The sequence below is a fragment of the Enterobacter asburiae genome (assembly GCF_008080435.1).
Lineage (GTDB): Bacteria > Pseudomonadota > Gammaproteobacteria > Enterobacterales > Enterobacteriaceae > Enterobacter > Enterobacter asburiae_C.
In genome coordinates this window covers 33782-50500 of record NZ_VRKN01000007.1, presented here as the reverse complement: position 1 = coordinate 50500, position 16719 = coordinate 33782, and the positions used below count along the sequence as shown (strand labels likewise).

Genomic DNA, 16719 nt, shown 5'->3' with positions numbered 1-16719 from the left:
CACTTAATTGCCGGGTGGCGCTTCGCTTACCCGGCCTACGGTTCGGTTTAGTGGGTCAGGTGAGGGCATCAGGCCGCACGCTTGTGTGGCGTCACCTTGGGATTAGGCTCTCCGCCGGCATCGCATTTCGCCGGTAACAGCAGGGCCAGCAGCGACGCCAGCGCCAGAGAAACGGCCAGGCAGTAAACGCCTGCATCTTTGTTGTACAGGGTGATCAGCACGCCAACCGCATACGGGCCACAGAAGCCGCCGAGGTTGCCCAGAGCGTTGATCACGCCGCGCGCACCGCCTGCCATTTCGGCGCTGAACAGTCGCGCCGGAATGGTCCAGAACACGCCCGCGGCGGATTGCAGGAAGAACCCGCAGCCCACCAGGGCGGCATAGGCCAGCCAGGTGTTTGCTTTCAGCGCCACGGAGAGGAACATGCAGAGCGCAAAACCAATCAACGGAAGGGAGACAAACAGCTTGCGCTTGCCGGTGCGGTCAGAAAGCGTAGAGAACAGGAACATCCCCGCAATGGCGCCGATGTAAGGCAGAATAGCGAGCATCCCCACCTGACCAATGCTGGTGTGCGTCAGCTCCTTCAGAATGGTGGGCAGCCAGAGGGTGTAACCGTAAATCCCGGTCTGGTAGAAGAAGTTCAGGGCGATCAGCTGCCACATGGTTTTGTCAGACAGCACTGCGCTGAGCGAGGCATTTTTCACCTCTTTGCCGGCGATGGCCTGCTGTTCAGCCGCCAGCGTTTGCACCAGATAGTTTTTCTCAGCGTCTGAAATCCAGCGCGCTTCCTGCGGTCGGTCGTAAACGGTGAATGCCCACAGCACCAGCACAACGACGGACATCAAACCTTCAATGATGAACAGCCAGCGCCAGTCGAGTGCGGTAATAATCCAGCCCGACAGCGGGGCGGTGATGATCCCGGCGATGGGCACGAACATGATCACAATCGCGTTGGCGCGACCGCGCTCGGCATCCGGGAACCAGTTGCTGATCATGGTGAGCACAACGGGCAGCATCCCACCTTCCGCCACACCGAGTAAGAAGCGCAGCACCAGAAGCTGATACTGATTCGTCACGAGACCCGTGAGCACCGAGATCACCGCCCAGGCAACCAGCGACCAGCCGATGAACTTCTTGCCGCTGCCGTGCACGGCAATCTTGCCGCCGGGAACCTGCAGGAACAGATAGCCGATAAAGAAGATCCCGCCCGCCAGGCCTGCCATCGTCGCGGTAATACCTAATTCTTCATCCATACCACCCGGCATCGCAAACGCGATATTCACGCGGTCCATATATGAAATAATGCAGGCGATAAGAATGGGAGGAATGATTCTTAGCCAGCGCTGGCGCGGAATGTCCGCATGTAGAGCATGAGTAGAAATATTCATAGTTAATCTCTCAGTAATGTAACCGGAATAAACTTTTATTATTGTTATTGCGTCGCTTTATTCATTTCGCTAATACCGTCGCGCAAAATGGCGATGCGATGGCTGACGTCAGCATTAGCATTTATTTCCAGTAATTTAATACCGGAGAATTTCAACGTTGCGGCGCTCGCCGCAGTAAAGAGTGATTTTGCGTGTTCAGTTGACATCAAACTGTCGGCGCAGAATGAAGAAAACGGCGCGTGCTGATCCTGCCATTCACCGTACTCCCCGCGTGTGGTTGTGCCCGAAAACATCAGCGCCCCCAGTTTCCCGGCTTTGAGCGCAGCCTGAACATGGTCAAGCGGAAGGGTCATGCTACGACCTTCGATGGCCGAACGCGCCCAGTTGATGCAAACGCTGATATCCGTCTCTTTCACCACCTCCAGCACCTGCTCTAAGGGCAGGAAACCCTTGCGCGGTGCCGGGCCGTTCATAGCATCGCAGTGTTCCAGTACCAGATCGCAATCCCAGTCCCAGCCCGCGATTTCCCGGATCGAACGGGAAAACGCCTCGGTGGCCTGTTCGACGGAAACATTCCCCGCCTGCGGGGCTGCCTGCATTTCCAGGGCAATCACTTTGCCCGGATAACGGGCGTTCACGGCGTTAACTTTCTGGTGCAGATGACGGTAGAAATCGACGCAGGCTTTACGCTGCGCTTCGTCGGCTGACGCCAGGCCAAACGCGCCGTTGATGCCGCGGCGGCGCATGGTTTCCATCACTGCCGTGACCACAATTTGCCATTCACCCGGCGTATGGCGGAACAGCCATTCGTCGCCAAGAGGATGCAGATTTTCAAGGCAAGGCTGTTCCAGCCCGCGGATATGCGGCGTGTCGGAAAGTTCCCGCCAGAAGGTTTGTTCTTCTTGTTCCCCTTTCTGGTGAAACGAAGGTGCACAGGGGTACGCACCAATAATAAAACCGGTGTTGGTCATTTCGCGTTCCTGTATTTATTAGAAAATTAATCTAATTCGCTGATTGCCACTTTCACCACAATTTTACGAATTGTGGATCCCTTGTTTTTAATACAGGCAGGACGATGCACATCCTGCGGAAAAAATATGGCATAGCTGCCGGGTATCATTTCGATAAACGATTCATTTTCACTGTCGCGATAAAAAATAATATCTCGCTGTTCCAGTAATGATTCGCTTATTTCGTTATTACCGGTATCAATAGCGATACCGATTTTCTCTTCACCCCATGCCAGAAACTGAATATCCAGATAGCGGCGGTGCACTTCCGGGCGATTCTCGTGCCGTTCCTTTGTTGTAAGGTCGAGAACCTGGGCAAAAATAGTGCGGCCTTCAATTTCCACCACGCCTGGCGGCAGGGTGGTGAAATCCGTGGTGCGCAAAAAATTCAGTGCTTTTTCAATCGCCCGCGGCAGACGACACGGATTGGGCTGGGAAATATGTCCGAATATCATGGTCCACTCCTTACAGAGACTGGATTTTCGCCCACACGCTGTCGTCAACCGTGATGCCGTTACGGCGGTTCTCTTCCAGTAAACGGGTGAATTCATGCCCCGGCAGACGGACGGCGATATTTTCATCAGCGCGTTCGGCGGTGGTAACGAAGTCCATGATGCGCTGAAGTTTGGCATCTCGGGTTGGGCCGTCGATCAGGCGATCAACCTCGATGGCGATAAAGATCTGCGACACGCCATACTCGTCGCTGTTGTCCTGGGTCACTTCCGCGACGGAGGAACCGTTGGAGAGCAGGGTGGCGATCATATCGAGCACGATGGATAAGCCGGAACCTTTCCAGTAGCCCATCGGCAGAATACGGCGGTTTTTCTCAATCACGCCCGGCTCTCTGGTCAGATTGCCTTCATCGTCAAAACCGCCGTCTACCGGCAATTCGCGACCGGCCAGACGGTTCACTTCCAGCATGCCGTAGGAGAACATCGACATCGACATGTCGACCATGGTGATCGGGCTGGAGGGGATCGCAACGATCAGCGGGTTGGTGCCGATGCAGCATTCTTTTGATCCCCACGCGGGCATGACGGCAATGGAGTTGGTCCAGCAAATGCCGATATAGCCTTTCTCCGCTGCCTGCCAGCCGTAGCTGCCGCCGCGCATCCAGTGGTTCGCGTTACGCAGTGCCACCAGACCAATACCGTGGTCGGATGCCAGCTCGGTGGCGCGATCCATCATCTTTTTCGCCGTCAGGTTGCCGATAGCGCGCTGGGCGTCCCACTGTTCGATGGCGCCTAAAGTCATCACCCGTTTTGGCTGAGCGTCGGGAATGATATCGCCTGCATCAAGCTGCTGAATAAAGCGCGGGAAGCGGTTCACACCATGTGAATAGACGCCGGACTCCGTGGTGCGGGCGAACATGTCGGCGCAGGCGTCTGCGGTTTCCGCTTTCACGCCGCGATCGAGCAGAACCCGATTGAACGCCGCTTTCAACTCTTCAAAGGTCACTTTCATCCCTGTTCTCCTGTTCTTTTAAGGGGCAAGTGCGAATGCTTTTTTATCGCCAAATTTCACTATGCGAAATCTGATTTCAAATATAGCGATCAAATTTTGTCAGATCAACGACATTCATGTTTTTCAAAATCGATTAAAATCAAATGGTTGTGTTTTTTCTGTTGAGATCGTGAACTGAACCACACTTTGCGCTACCATCAGGGCGCGATAAAAAGGAGCCATTTAATGAGCATGAAAGAGAGCGAAATGACGCAAGAAAAAGAGAGGCCAGCAGGCAGCCAGAGCTTGTTTCGCGGCCTGATGCTGATTGAGATCCTCAGCAACTATCCGAACGGGTGTCCGCTTGCGTATTTATCGGAACTGGCGGGGCTGAATAAGAGCACCGTGCATCGCTTGCTGCAGGGGCTACAGTCGTGCGGGTACGTCACGCCGGCACCCGCGGCGGGCAGCTATCGCCTGACCACCAAATTTATCGCCGTTGGTCAAAAGGCGCTGTCGTCGCTGAATATCATTCACGTGGCCGCTCCGCACCTCGAAGCGCTGAACATTGCGACCGGCGAGACGGTGAACTTCTCCAGCCGGGAAGACGACCACGCGATCCTGATTTACAAGCTTGAGCCGACAACCGGTATGCTGCGCACGCGCGCCTATATCGGTCAGCATATGCCGCTCTACTGCTCCGCAATGGGCAAAATCTACATGGCGTTTGGTCATCAGGATTACGTGGCGAGCTACTGGGAAAGCCATCAGGAACAGATCCAACCTTTGACCCGCAACACCATCACTGAGCTGAGTGCCATGTATGATGAGCTGGCGGAAATCCGCGATCGCAGCATGGCGATGGACAAAGAAGAGAACGAGCTGGGCGTTTCCTGCATTGCCGTGCCGGTATTTGATATCCACGGCCGCGTCCCGTATGCGATCTCTATCTCGCTATCGACGTCGCGCATGAAGCAGGTAGGTGAGAAGAACTTGCTCAAGCCGCTGCGCGAAACGGCAGAGGCTATCTCAAAAGAGCTGGGTTTTAACGTGCGCGAGGCGTAACAGATGAACCGATTTATCATGGCGGATTCGGAAAAATGCATTGGGTGCCGCACCTGCGAAGTGGCCTGCGCGATGTCGCACCAGGGCGCTGTCTCCGCTAATGCCTTTACGCCCCGCCTTCGGGTGGTGAAGGGAGGCGCCTACACTACGGCAGTGGGTTGCCATCAGTGCGAGGATGCGCCCTGTGCTAACGTCTGTCCAACCCATGCCATCAGCCGTACGGCGGGAGCCTGGCTCGTTGAGCAGACGCGCTGCATTGGGTGCAAAAGCTGTATGGTGGCGTGTCCGTTTGGGGCGATGCAGGTTCGACTGGTGGGAAATAGGGCGCAGGCGCTGAAATGCGATTTATGTGTGCATCGCGAAGGCGGACCGGCCTGCGTTCAGGCTTGCCCGACCCACGCGTTAAGTTATGTCGATCCCACCAGATTACGTGCCGAGCGGCTGCATAATCTGGCGTAAGAACTTATTGACCGTCTTCGCGCCAGGCTTTTTCGATTTCTTCGGCGAGAATCTTAACCCCCGCTTCGATTTTTTCCGGGTCGGGCACATAGTTCATGCGCATGCACTGGTGCGTATGCGGCCACGGCTTATCCAGTCCCGGGAAGAAATAATCGCCCGGTACCATCAGCACACCGCGCTTTTTCAGGCGCTGGTAGAGCAGCTCGGTGGTGATAGGCAAATCCTTAAACCACAACCACAGGAAAATCGCCCCTTCAGGCTTGTGGATCAGGCAGCGTTCTTCCGGCAAGTAGCGGCGAATTGTCGCAATTGTCTCCTGAACGCGCTGATAATAGAACGGTTTGATCACGTCATTCGACAAACGCAGCAGGTCGTTGCGCTTAATCATTTCGCACATCATTGCCGGGCCAATGCCGCCCGGTGAAAGGCTGATAATGCCGTTCATATTGGTAATGGCGGTGATGATTTTCTCGTTAGCGATGATGATGCCGCAGCGGCTGCCCGGCAGACCGAGCTTAGAGAGGCTCATGCACAGGACGATGTTCGGGTTCCACAGCGGACGTGCTTCGCTGAAGATAATGCCCGGGAACGGCACGCCGTAGGCGTTATCGATCACCAGCGGAATACCGTGCTGATTCGCCAGCGCATCCAGCTTCATCAGTTCGTCGTCGGTGATCACGTTGCCCGTTGGGTTAGTCGGACGCGATACGCAGATCATGCCCGTCTCTTCACCAATATGCAGGTGTTCAAAATCGACGTGATATTTGAACTGGCCTTCCGGCAGCAGCTCAATATTCGGGCGCGCGGAGACGAACAGATCCTCTTCCAGGCCGGAATCGGCGTAGCCGATATACTCCGGTGCCAGCGGGAACAGCACTTTTTTGGTGGTGCCGTCGGCGCGACGACCTGCGAACAGGTTAAACAAGTAGAAAAATGCGCTCTGGCTGCCGTTTGTCAGTGCAATATTCTGTGGTTCGATATCCCAACCCAGCTCGTCACGCAGCATTTCGGCGAGGAGTGCCAGCAGCTCGGTTTTACCCTGCGGGCCGTCGTAATTGCAAAGCGCATCGGTTGCTTTGCCGCTTTCCAGCATCTGAGCGAGCAGTGTCTGGAAATAGGTCGTCATCTCCGGGATTTGAGCCGGGTTTCCGCCGCCGAGCATGATGGCGCCCGGTGTGCGCAGCCCGTCGTTGAGGTCCTCCATCAGGCGAGTAATGCCTGAATGGCGGGTAAATTTGTCGCCGAAAAGTGAAAACGTCATAGCAGGTGATCTGTCGAGCTTATTTTGAAAGTGGGTAACCATAACGCTAGCACCGTGCTGGTGCAAATCGGGTGATGTGGTCGGATTTGTTGTTTTGTATGGCGGAGTTGGATTTGTGTAGTGAATAGTTCTTGTGGGTTCCCCCCTCACCCCGGCCCTCTCCCCTGCGGGGAGAGGGTTAGGGTGAGGGGGATGATTATTGATTACCTGCCCATACCACCATTACCTTATCGTCCTTGTGCTCGCGCACGAAGCCGTACCCCTCTTTCAGCGACAGCGTGGTTTGCTTGCCTTCACCGATCGCGGGATGACGGGCGCGGAACTGGCCCAGCGTTTGCCAGTGGGCGACGGTTAGGGCCTGCTTGCCCGTGACGTCCTGCCAGTTCATATCCGAACGGGTGCCCTGCAGCGGGTCGGAGCCTGTCGGCCCGAACGGACGCTCGGATTCATCCCCGTAATAGATTTGTACGCTACCCGGAGCCAGCAGAAGCAACTCCGCCGCACGCTGGCCCCCTTCGCGGAACAGACGGGTATCGTGCGACGAAAGGTAGCTCAGCACGTTGAAGCTTTGCAGCTTCTCCGCCATCTGCTGCCAGGTGAGATCCATGTCGGCCAGGCAATCCACTGCTTTTGCCGCCTGCTCCTGATAATCAAAGTTGATCATCGCATCAAAACCGTGACGGTAATAATCGCTTTGCATCACCCCGTGGCCCCAGGATTCCCCGGTCATCCAGAACGGTGCGTTGTCGAGCTTTTTGTCCGGGTTCGCCCCTTTCCAGGCGGCCAGCGCCTGGCTTGCCTGATCTTTCAACTGTTGCCAGGCCGCAAGCTCAACGTGTTTAGCCGTATCCACCCGGAAACCGTCGATGCCGTAGTCACGGACCCACTGGCTGAGCCAGTGGGTCAGATAATCGCGCGGGGTATATCCCGTGATGGCCTTCGCGTGGGTGTCGGGCTTGTGTTGGTAAAAGTTTGGCAAGCCGGAAGGCGTCGTGGATTCCGTTTTCAGATCCGGCAGAAATGCCAGCGACATGGTCAAATCATCGAAGCCGGGGTTGTCGTAATCGCCGATATCGGTGCGGATCCATTTCTTGCCCCACCATTTTTCCCATGCGGCTTTGTCGCTAAAGTTGATGTAGTCGTTAAAGCTGTGCCAGCTTTGGCCCGCGCCCGGCTTCCAGTCTGTCCAGCGTTCTCCCAGCGTCTTTTTCAGCTCATCACCCTGCAGGTACAGGGCGCCAAAGTGATACTCCTGCATGTCTGCCAGCGTGGCATAACCAACGTGGTTCATGACGATATCGAACAGAACGCGGATCCCGCGCTTGTGCGCTTCGTCGACAAGCTGGCGCAGGTCATCCTCAGTTCCCATATTGGCGTCGAGCTTTGTCCAGTCCTGGGTGTAGTAGCCGTGATAGGCGTAATGCGGGAAATCCCCTTTGGTACCACCGCCTACCCAGCCATGGATCTGCTCAAGCGGGGAGCTTATCCAGAGCGCGTTCACCCCCAGCTGCTGTAAATAATCGAGCTTGCTGGCGAGTCCTTTGAGATCCCCGCCGTGGAATGTCCCTATTTCCTGCATACCGTCTTTGTGGCGACCGTAGCTGTTGTCGTTGGCCGGATCACCATTCACATAACGGTCGGTCAGCACAAAATAGACGGTGGCGTTTTGCCAGTTAAACGGCGCAGGTTTGTTGGTTTCGGCGCGCTCAAGCAGCAGCAGGCCGTTACTGTTGGCGGCTGGCTGCAGGGTGATTTTTCCATTCTGCACCGTCGCCGTCTGTTTACTGTAGTAGTCGCGCACCACGGAGCCTTCCGGGAAGGCAGTGCTGACTTCCAGCGTCAGCGGTTTACCATCCCACTTCGGGCACTGGCGGATGACGTTTGCAACCGGCTGTTCTGCGGCACTCTGAATCGTCAGCAGCAGGGTGGGCGTGCCGGAGCGGGTATCAATCCGCATCTGGTAGTCACCGTCGCGGAAAAGGCGCCACTGCGGCGGCGTGCCGTCACAGGGTTTGAGCGACAGCATCTCATTGAGTTTTATCGCATCCGTAGGCTGCCAGCACGTCTTGTCAAAACTCAGCGTCAGAGGACGCGTACCCTTCGCAAGCTTTGCCTGGCTGGTGAAGACCCCGGTGCCTTCGGCGCTAAATGCGCTAAACCCCGGCGATGACCAGTCGGCATGGGCCAGTGCGGGTAACATCAGAAAGGCTAATGCGGTGCGTTTCATTCCTTTTTCCTGTCGCGGCATTTTTGACCAGTGTGCCATCAGGTGGGGGGCAAAAACTCATCCCCTGTCGTTTTCTGCCAGGAGGATGCGTGAGGATGAGTGATCTCGCGCAAAATTAGGCAGTTATCTGCGATAGCGCACACAATTTTTGCGGAATGATTTTTTTATGAGCAAGTTTCAGGTGACATAGTTTCGGAATTGGACTATTTCTATACGTGCTCTTGAAGTCTATTTTTGATATGATTTGAGATTCCGCTCTCAAATTTGTGAAAAAAATAAGGTGTTGGGATGATTACATCCGACCAGGAGACCTAATGATATCGACTCCCATTCGACGATATGGGGCTGCGATACTCATGTTACTCACCACGGCATTTTCGGGTGAGGTGCTTGCGAAGACGCACACGGATACAACGAGTAAGAAAGCCCACGTAATAAAGACGACAAGTAGTAAGGTTAGCAGTAAACAAGAGTATTCTCGCAATAGTGCAAAGAGTAGTTCACTTCCTGATTTGCGAAAATACCCTTCCGGAACACCAAGGAAAAAAGCGTTTCTCCGGACGGTAATGCCTTACATCACGAGTCAAAATGCCGCGATTACTGCGGATCGTAACTGGCTGATTTCCAAACAGTACGATAGCCGCTGGTCGCCGTCAGAGCGCGAGCGTCTGAAAGATATCACGAAGCGCTATAAGCTGAGCTGGAACGGTAACACACGTCGTGTGCCGTGGAATGCTCTCCTTGAGCGAGTGGATATCATCCCGGGCAGCATGGTTGCGACCATGGCTGCTGCCGAAAGCGGCTGGGGGACTTCTAAGCTTGCGCGTAGCAACAACAACCTTTTTGGCATGAAATGTGTGAAAGGTCGTTGTAATAATGCCCCTGGCAAGGTGAAAGGCTATTCGCAGTTTGAATCAGTGAAAGATTCCGTCAGCGCCTACGCGGTGAATCTGAACACGCACCCGGCCTACTCATCGTTCCGTAAATCACGCGCTCAGCTGCGTAAAGCGGACCAGGAAGTCACGGCCAGTACGATGATCCACAAGCTGAAAGGTTATTCGACAAAGGGACAGAGCTATAACAACTATCTGTTCGCCATGTACCAGGATAACCAGCGCTTAATCGCCGCCCATATGTAATCTCAAAAAAACGCCTTCCAGTGGAAGGCGTTTTCTTTTCTATATCAGCACCTCGCTGTGGCGATCCCGATACTCCTTCGGCGTGGTGTCATACTCTTTGCGGAACACCGAGTAGAAATATTGCAGAGACGGGTAACCGCACATCTGCGAGATTTCGTTGATCGACAGCGACGTGGAAATGAGCAGGCTGCGTGCTTTCTCCAGCTTTTCAGCATGGATAACGGCATGAATGGTTTCGCCCACCTCTTCTTTAAAACGCTTCTCCAGATTCGAACGTGAAATGCCCACCGAATCCAGCACCTGATCGACCTTAATCCCTTTGCAGGCGTGGTTGCGAATATAGTGCATAGCCTGAATAACGGCCGGGTCGCTTAAGGAGCGATAATCGGTTGAGCGACGTTCTACGACGCGGACAGGAGGAACCAGCAGGCGCTGAAGCGGCAGAGATTCTTTATCCAGCAGACGATGCAGCAGCTTCGCCGCCTGATAACCCATCTGACGCGTGCCTTGTGCAACGGAGGAGAGCGCTACGCGAGACAGATAGCGGGTCAGTTCTTCATTATCAATGCCAATCACGCACAGCTTTTCGGGCACCGGAATGTGTAAGTGTTCGCAGACCTGCAGCACATGCCGCGCGCGAGCGTCCGTCACGGCAATAATACCGGTTTGCGGCGGCAGCGTTTGCAGCCAGTCTGCCAGGCGGTTTTGCGCGTGCTGCCAGTTTTCCGGCGCGGTCTCCAGCCCCTGGTACACCACGCCGCGATACTTCTCCTGTGCGACCAACTGGCAAAACGCGTGTTCGCGCTCAACGGCCCAGCGTTTGCCGCTGGTGGTCGGTAACCCATAAAACGCGAAGCGATGGACGCCTTTCTCTTTCAAATGGAGAAAGGCGGCCTCGACCAGGGCATGGTTATCGGTGGCAATATAGTGGACCGGCGGATAGTGTTCGGGCGAATGGTAGGAGCCGCCGACGCCCACAATCGGGACGTCGACGTCGGTCAGCAGCTGTTCGATGACGGGATCGTCATAGTCGGCGATGACGCCATCGCCCAGCCACTCTTTGATGTTCTCCAGACGGGTGCGAAAATCTTCTTCAATAAAAATATCCCATTCAGATTGCGACGCCTGCAAATATTCACCAACACCTTCCACCACCTGACGGTCGTAGGCTTTATTGGCATTGAATAACAACGTAATGCGGTGACGCTTTTCAAACATGGTCGCTTCCCAATTAAGTCACAATACGGTTATCAGGCCCGTCGCTTGGTGGCCGAGTCCATCCAGACTGCCAGTAAAAGAATGGCCCCCTTGACGATATACTGCCAAAACGTCGGGACGTCCATCATACTCATCCCGTTATCCAACGACGCCATGATAAATGCCCCCATGACCGCACCTGCCACGCTACCGATACCCCCAGCGAGGCTGGTGCCGCCAATAACGCAGGCGGCGATAGCATCCAGCTCGGCGATGTTCCCAGCGGAGGGAGAGCCGGCGCCCAGACGCGAGCTGAGGATCAACCCGGCGATAGCGACCATCAGGCCGTTAATGGCGAAAACCGCCAGCTTGGTACGCTCAACATTGATACCCGAGAGGCGGGCAGCTTCAAGGTTGCCGCCAATGGCATAAATACGGCGGCCAAACGCGGTGCGCGTGGCCATAAACATGCCGCCCAACAGTAAAAGCGCCAGCAGCAGGACGGGGGTCGGGACGCCGCGATAGTCATTCAGAAGCCAGATAGCACCCAGCACAATGACCGCCGTGAGCGCCTGACGCCCCACCACCGACGTTGATGCAGGCGACGCCAGCCCCAGCGCCTGACGACGCATGCGTCCACGCCACTGCCACGCGACAAACGCCAGCAACCCCACAACACCGATCGAAAAGCCCACGCTATCGGAGAGGTAACTCTGGCCAATCTGCGACATGGCTGCACTGGTCGGGGAGACGGTGGTACCGTTAGTGATGCCGATTAAGATCCCGCGGAAGGCCAGCATCCCCGCCAGGGTGACAATGAACGATGGCACCTTACGGTAGGCAACCCACCAGCCGTTCCAGGCTCCCAGAACCAGACCCAGCACCAATGTGACCGCCACGGTCAGCGGCAGCGGCCAGCCGAGCCATACGTCAAAAATCGCCGCCACGCCACCGAGGAGCCCCATCATCGAACCGACCGACAGGTCGATTTCCGCGGAGATAATCACGAACACCATGCCTACGGCCAGAATGCCGGTGATGGCAGTCTGGCGGAGCAGGTTGGAGACGTTACGCGCGCTTAAGTACGAGCCATCGGTCATCCAGGTAAAGAACAGCATGATGACGATAATTGCCGCGATCATCACGAAAACCTGCAGGTTCAGCGCTTTTAGCCCCGCGAACGCACCGGGCGTCGGAACAGCGACTTTGATATCAGACGGATTGCTTTTCGACATGACGTTCGCTCCTTAAAGCGGCTTCCATCACCTGCTCCTGCGTCAGGTTCTGGTTAATCAGGTTGGCTTTCAGTTTTCCCTCGTGCATGACCAGCACGCGGTCGCTCAGGCCGAGCACTTCGGGTAACTCCGACGAAATGACAATGACGGCAATCCCTTGCTGTACAAGCTGATTAATCAGTTTGTAGATTTCATATTTGGCACCGATATCAATCCCGCGCGTGGGCTCATCAAGGATTAATATGCGTGGATTGAGAAGCAGGCAGCGCGCCAGAATCGCCTTCTGCTGGTTTCCCCCGCTCAGGCGGCCAATTGCCAGCTCCGGCGAGGAGGTTTTGACCTTCAGCCGGGCAAGCGACTGGAGGATGCACTGCTGCTCGGCGGCATCGTCCAGGCTGCTCAGCGCGCCGGAGAACCGATCGAGTGCCGCAAGCGTAATGTTTTTACCCACCGCCATGACCGGCACGATGCCGTCTTTTTTGCGATCTTCCGGGACCATGGCAATGCCGCGGGCAATCGCCTGCTGGCAGTTATCGATTTTCACCGGCTGGCCGTCGATATAAATCGTGCCCTCCCAGCGCCCCGGCCACACGCCAAACAGACACTGTACGGCTTCGGTGCGCCCGGCACCGACGAGGCCCGCAATACCAAGAATTTCGCCACGGTGAAGGGAAAACGAGACGTTATTGACACGCTTGATGTGGCGGTTAACGGGATGCCACGCGGTCAGGTTTTCTACGCGCAGCACTTCATCACCTGTTGCGTGGGGTTCATTCGGGTAGAGTGCCGTCAGCTCGCGACCCACCATCATGGTGATGATGTCATCTTCGCTCATCCCGGCGGCTTCACGCGTGCCGATGTGCTGCCCGTCGCGGATCACGCAGATGGTGTCCGAAATAGCTTTGACCTCGTTCAGCTTGTGCGAAATGTAGATGCAGGCGATGCCGTGGTTTTGCAGATCGCGGATGATATTGAGCAGAACCGCCGTTTCCTGTTCGGTGAGCGAGGCCGTGGGCTCATCAAGGATCAGCAGCCTGACCTGTTTATTCAACGCTTTCGCGATTTCGACCAGCTGCTGTTGCCCGAGGCCAAGATCCCCCACGCGGGTATCCGGTGAAATGTTGAGGCTCACCTGCGCCAGCAGCTTTTCGCAGCGGAGCGTCATGGTGTCGTAATCCAGCACGCCGTGGCGGGAAATTTCGGCCCCAAGGAAAATGTTCTCCAGCACGGTAAGATGCTTCACCAGTGCCAGCTCCTGGTGGATGATGGCGATGCCTTTGCGTTCGGTATCGCGGATGTGTGTCGCCTGGATAACTTCACCGGCAAAGACGATTTCGCCTTCGTAGCTGCCGTGTGGGTAGATCCCGCACAACACTTTCATCAGTGTCGACTTGCCCGAACCGTTCTCACCGCACAGCGAAACCACTTCGCCGGGGTTTAACCGGAGGCTGACGTTGTCGACAGCTTTCACCGTACCGAAGCGTTTGGTGATGCTTTTCATTTCAAGTAAATAAGGCATAACCGCTCCACATAACCCGAGGGAAGAACAGTACAACGTGATGCGCCCCCGCAGAGCAGGGGCCGCGCCGGATTACAGTTCGCTCTTCTTGTGGAAACCGTCTTTAACCACGGTGGCGTCAATGTTCTCTTTGTTGACTTCAATCGGTGTGAGCAGGCGAGCCGGAACGTCTTTCAGCCCGTTATTCAGCGTTGCGTCTGCTTTAGGTTGTTTGCCATTGCCCAGCTCTACGGCGATTTCCGCCGCCGTATTGGCCAGTTGGGTAATCGGTTTGTAGACCGTCATGGTTTGGGTGCCTGCGATAATGCGTTTTACGCCAGCCAGATCGGCATCCTGTCCTGAAATGGCGACTTTACCGGCCAGCCCCTGGGCGCTCAGGGCCTGGATAGCGCCGCCTGCGGTGGCATCGTTGGAGGCCACAACCGCGTCAATTTTGTTGTTGTTGGCCGTCAGCGCGTTTTCCATAATCTTCAGCGCGTTTTCTGGCAGCCAGCCGTCGGCCCACTGATCGCCAACCACTTTAATTTTCCCGTTGTCGATGTACGGCTTAAGGACTTTCATTTGCCCTTCGCGGAACAGTTTGGCGTTGTTATCCACCGGAGAGCCGCCCATCAGGAAATAATTACCCTGAGGCACTTTGTCGATCAGGCTTTGCGCCTGTAATTCCCCGACTTTTTCATTGTCGAACGAAATATAATAATCAATGTCCGCATTATTAATCATGCGGTCATAGGCCAGGACTTTTATGCCTTCCTGTTTGGCTTCTTTCACCACGTTACTTAATACCTGGCCGTTATAGGGGATAATGACCAGAACATCGACGCCACGGTTGATCATATTCTCGATCTGCGACATTTGTGTTTCTTCGTTCCCGTTAGCCGACTGAACAAACACGCTGGCGCCGAGGGATTCTGCTTTCTTCACAAAAATATCGCGATCTTTTTGCCAGCGCTCCAGGCGCAGGTCGTCAATCGCCATGCCAATTTTGACCTCTTTGGCATGTCCTGCAAAGCTTGCAAGGAGGAGCGTAGTGCAGAGCGTTAGAGTCAGGTTCTTTATCTTCATAATTATTAGGCCTTTTTGTAGGGGTATGTGTTGCTGAGATAAAAGAAACATTCACTGCTGAGACGCAGCAAATTTTTAACGCGGAAAGGCGGGCTGGCAATTACAGATTTTTATCTTCTCATTATGATATTTGGTTTATTTCTGAATTTATGACCGCGATCGTATTTTAAAATACGTAACGTCTTAATTACATTTGATTCTGGAATACGCACCGAAAAATAGTTTGTCTGCGCATTATTTTGCGAGCCAGCGCACAGTTGTGCATTCTCTCAATAGCAGTGTGAAATAACGTAATTGAGCAACCCAAAATGTCTATTCACTATTACTCCTGTATCAACGACTCGCCGCATACCCTGATTATGGAGCTCAATATGCAAGCTTATTTCGACCAACTCGATCGTGTTCGTTACGAAGGCCCAAAAACGACCAATCCTTTAGCATTTCGTCACTACAACCCGGATGAGCTGGTGCTGGGTAAGCGCATGGAAGATCATCTGCGCTTTGCCGCCTGTTACTGGCATACCTTCTGCTGGAACGGCGCCGATATGTTCGGCGTGGGTTCCTTTGACCGCCCATGGCAGCAGCCGGGTGAGGCGCTTGAACTGGCGAAGCGTAAAGCCGATGTGGCGTTTGAGTTCTTCCACAAGCTGAACGTGCCGTACTACTGCTTCCACGACGTGGACGTGTCGCCGGAAGGGGCGTCGCTGAAAGAGTATCTGAACAACTTCGCGCAGATGGTGGATGTGCTGGCGGCGAAACAGCAGCAAAGCGGCGTGAAGCTGCTCTGGGGCACGGCAAACTGCTTTACCAACCCTCGCTACGGCGCGGGCGCGGCAACTAACCCGGATCCGGACGTGTTTAGCTGGGCGGCCACGCAGGTGGTGACGGCAATGAACGCCACGCATCAGCTGGGCGGTGAAAACTATGTTCTGTGGGGTGGCCGTGAGGGCTATGAAACCCTGCTCAACACCGACCTGCGCCAGGAGCGCGAACAAATTGGCCGCTTTATGCAGATGGTTGTCGACCATAAGCACAAAATCGGCTTCCGCGGCACGCTGCTGATCGAGCCGAAACCGCAGGAACCGACCAAGCACCAGTATGACTACGACGTGGCGACGGTGTATGGCTTCCTGAAGCAGTTCGGTCTGGAAAAAGAGATTAAAGTGAACATTGAAGCCAACCACGCCACGCTGGCGGGGCACTCTTTCCATCACGAAATCGCGTCTGCGATTGCGCTGGGCATCTTCGGCTCAGTCGATGCTAACCGTGGTGATGCGCAGCTGGGCTGGGATACAGACCAGTTCCCGAACAGCGTGGAAGAGAATGCGCTGGTGATGTACGAAATCATCAAAGCGGGCGGCTTCACCACCGGCGGCCTGAACTTTGACGCCAAGGTGCGTCGTCAGAGCACCGACAAATACGATCTGTTCTACGGCCACATTGGCGCGATGGACACCATGGCGCTGGCGCTGAAAGTGGCGGCCCGTATGATTGAAGACGGCGAGCTGGATAAACGCGTAGCGAAGCGTTACAGCGGCTGGAACAGTGAGCTGGGCCAGCAAATTTTGAAAGGCCAGTTATCGCTTGCTGAGATCGCGAAGTACGCTGAACAGCATCAACTGGCACCGCAGCATCAGAGCGGACACCAGGAACTGCTGGAAAACCTGGTCAATCATTACCTGTTCGATAAATAACAGCATCCAGGCCCGGT

At 55.1% G+C, this 16719-nt stretch carries 14 protein-coding genes; 4 read left to right on the top strand and 10 right to left on the bottom strand.

Features of this window, described 5'->3' with window-relative positions:
- Window positions 1–68: 68 nt before the first annotated feature.
- Genes FU672_RS14715 through yiaK form a run of 4 tightly spaced genes read right to left on the bottom strand, consistent with a single transcriptional unit; the run spans window position 69 to window position 3862 of the window.
- The gene (locus tag FU672_RS14715) at window positions 69–1388 is read right to left on the bottom strand and encodes an MFS transporter (RefSeq protein WP_148243780.1); all 1320 of its coding nucleotides are present in this window, start codon (window positions 1386–1388) and stop codon (window positions 69–71) included.
- Between the two features lie 44 nt (window positions 1389–1432).
- A complete protein-coding gene (locus tag FU672_RS14710) occupies window positions 1433–2359 on the bottom strand; it encodes a DUF4862 family protein (protein ID WP_148243779.1) in 927 nt (308 codons plus the stop codon).
- 26 nt (window positions 2360–2385) lie between these two features.
- Window positions 2386–2853, bottom strand: coding sequence for a YhcH/YjgK/YiaL family protein (locus FU672_RS14705; RefSeq protein WP_148243778.1), 468 nt, complete (start codon window positions 2851–2853; stop codon window positions 2386–2388).
- A 10-nt stretch (window positions 2854–2863) separates the two neighbouring features.
- Window positions 2864–3862 (bottom strand): 3-dehydro-L-gulonate 2-dehydrogenase, encoded by a 999-nt coding sequence (gene yiaK / locus FU672_RS14700; protein ID WP_148243777.1) that lies wholly within the window; start codon window positions 3860–3862, stop codon window positions 2864–2866.
- Window positions 3863–4087: 225 nt separating this feature from the next.
- Here yiaK and yiaJ point away from each other — a divergent pair, with 225 nt between their 5' ends.
- Together yiaJ and FU672_RS14690 are read left to right on the top strand one after the other, a co-directional pair.
- Window positions 4088–4906, top strand: coding sequence for an IclR family transcriptional regulator YiaJ (gene yiaJ / locus FU672_RS14695; RefSeq protein WP_148243776.1), 819 nt, complete (start codon window positions 4088–4090; stop codon window positions 4904–4906).
- A 3-nt stretch (window positions 4907–4909) separates the two neighbouring features.
- Window positions 4910–5365, top strand: coding sequence for a 4Fe-4S dicluster domain-containing protein (locus FU672_RS14690; RefSeq protein WP_148243775.1), 456 nt, complete (start codon window positions 4910–4912; stop codon window positions 5363–5365).
- Between the two features lie 4 nt (window positions 5366–5369).
- Here FU672_RS14690 and avtA read toward each other — a convergent pair whose 3' ends face one another.
- Together avtA and FU672_RS14680 are read right to left on the bottom strand one after the other, a co-directional pair.
- A complete protein-coding gene (avtA, locus tag FU672_RS14685) occupies window positions 5370–6626 on the bottom strand; it encodes a valine--pyruvate transaminase (RefSeq protein WP_032643757.1) in 1257 nt (418 codons plus the stop codon).
- 196 nt (window positions 6627–6822) lie between these two features.
- Window positions 6823–8853, bottom strand: coding sequence for an alpha-amylase (locus tag FU672_RS14680; protein ID WP_148243774.1), 2031 nt, complete (start codon window positions 8851–8853; stop codon window positions 6823–6825).
- Window positions 8854–9167: 314 nt separating this feature from the next.
- Between FU672_RS14680 and FU672_RS14675 the strand changes: the two genes are divergently transcribed.
- Window positions 9168–9992, top strand: a complete 825-nt coding sequence (locus FU672_RS14675; RefSeq protein WP_148243773.1) for a protein bax — start codon at window positions 9168–9170, stop codon at window positions 9990–9992.
- 39 nt (window positions 9993–10031) lie between these two features.
- On the opposite strand, the gene xylR is transcribed toward FU672_RS14675, so the two are convergent.
- The 4 genes from xylR to xylF form a co-directional block, all read right to left on the bottom strand.
- Complete coding sequence (xylR, locus tag FU672_RS14670) at window positions 10032–11210, bottom strand: D-xylose utilization transcriptional activator XylR (protein ID WP_148243772.1); 1179 nt, start codon at window positions 11208–11210, stop codon at window positions 10032–10034.
- Window positions 11211–11242: 32 nt separating this feature from the next.
- Entirely contained in the window at window positions 11243–12424 is a 1182-nt protein-coding gene (gene xylH, locus FU672_RS14665) for a xylose ABC transporter permease XylH (RefSeq protein ID WP_111964333.1), read from the bottom strand.
- Window positions 12402–13943 carry a xylose ABC transporter ATP-binding protein gene (locus FU672_RS14660; protein ID WP_148243771.1) on the bottom strand — a complete coding sequence of 514 codons (1542 nt, stop codon included), beginning with the start codon at window positions 13941–13943 and terminating at the stop codon, window positions 12402–12404. The genes xylH and FU672_RS14660 overlap by 23 nt, the downstream gene beginning before the upstream one ends.
- A 72-nt stretch (window positions 13944–14015) precedes the next feature.
- On the bottom strand, window positions 14016–15008 hold the full coding sequence (xylF, locus tag FU672_RS14655; RefSeq protein ID WP_032650791.1) for a D-xylose ABC transporter substrate-binding protein: 993 nt from the start codon (window positions 15006–15008) through the stop codon (window positions 14016–14018).
- 371 nt (window positions 15009–15379) lie between these two features.
- Between xylF and xylA the strand changes: the two genes are divergently transcribed.
- Window positions 15380–16702 (top strand): xylose isomerase, encoded by a 1323-nt coding sequence (gene xylA / locus FU672_RS14650; protein WP_148243912.1) that lies wholly within the window; start codon window positions 15380–15382, stop codon window positions 16700–16702.
- The last annotated feature ends 17 nt before the right edge of the window (window positions 16703–16719 follow it).

Coding starts and splice junctions, on each gene's coding strand:
- FU672_RS14715 (WP_148243780.1), bottom strand. CDS start 1,388: ATGAATATTTCTACTCATGCTCTACATGCGGACATTCCGCGCCAGCGC.
- FU672_RS14710 (WP_148243779.1), bottom strand. CDS start 2,359: ATGACCAACACCGGTTTTATTATTGGTGCGTACCCCTGTGCACCTTCG.
- FU672_RS14705 (WP_148243778.1), bottom strand. CDS start 2,853: ATGATATTCGGACATATTTCCCAGCCCAATCCGTGTCGTCTGCCGCGG.
- yiaK (WP_148243777.1), bottom strand. CDS start 3,862: ATGAAAGTGACCTTTGAAGAGTTGAAAGCGGCGTTCAATCGGGTTCTG.
- yiaJ (WP_148243776.1), top strand. CDS start 4,088: ATGAGCATGAAAGAGAGCGAAATGACGCAAGAAAAAGAGAGGCCAGCA.
- FU672_RS14690 (WP_148243775.1), top strand. CDS start 4,910: ATGAACCGATTTATCATGGCGGATTCGGAAAAATGCATTGGGTGCCGC.
- avtA (WP_032643757.1), bottom strand. CDS start 6,626: ATGACGTTTTCACTTTTCGGCGACAAATTTACCCGCCATTCAGGCATT.
- FU672_RS14680 (WP_148243774.1), bottom strand. CDS start 8,853: ATGAAACGCACCGCATTAGCCTTTCTGATGTTACCCGCACTGGCCCAT.
- FU672_RS14675 (WP_148243773.1), top strand. CDS start 9,168: ATGATATCGACTCCCATTCGACGATATGGGGCTGCGATACTCATGTTA.
- xylR (WP_148243772.1), bottom strand. CDS start 11,210: ATGTTTGAAAAGCGTCACCGCATTACGTTGTTATTCAATGCCAATAAA.
- xylH (WP_111964333.1), bottom strand. CDS start 12,424: ATGTCGAAAAGCAATCCGTCTGATATCAAAGTCGCTGTTCCGACGCCC.
- FU672_RS14660 (WP_148243771.1), bottom strand. CDS start 13,943: ATGCCTTATTTACTTGAAATGAAAAGCATCACCAAACGCTTCGGTACG.
- xylF (WP_032650791.1), bottom strand. CDS start 15,008: ATGAAGATAAAGAACCTGACTCTAACGCTCTGCACTACGCTCCTCCTT.
- xylA (WP_148243912.1), top strand. CDS start 15,380: ATGCAAGCTTATTTCGACCAACTCGATCGTGTTCGTTACGAAGGCCCA.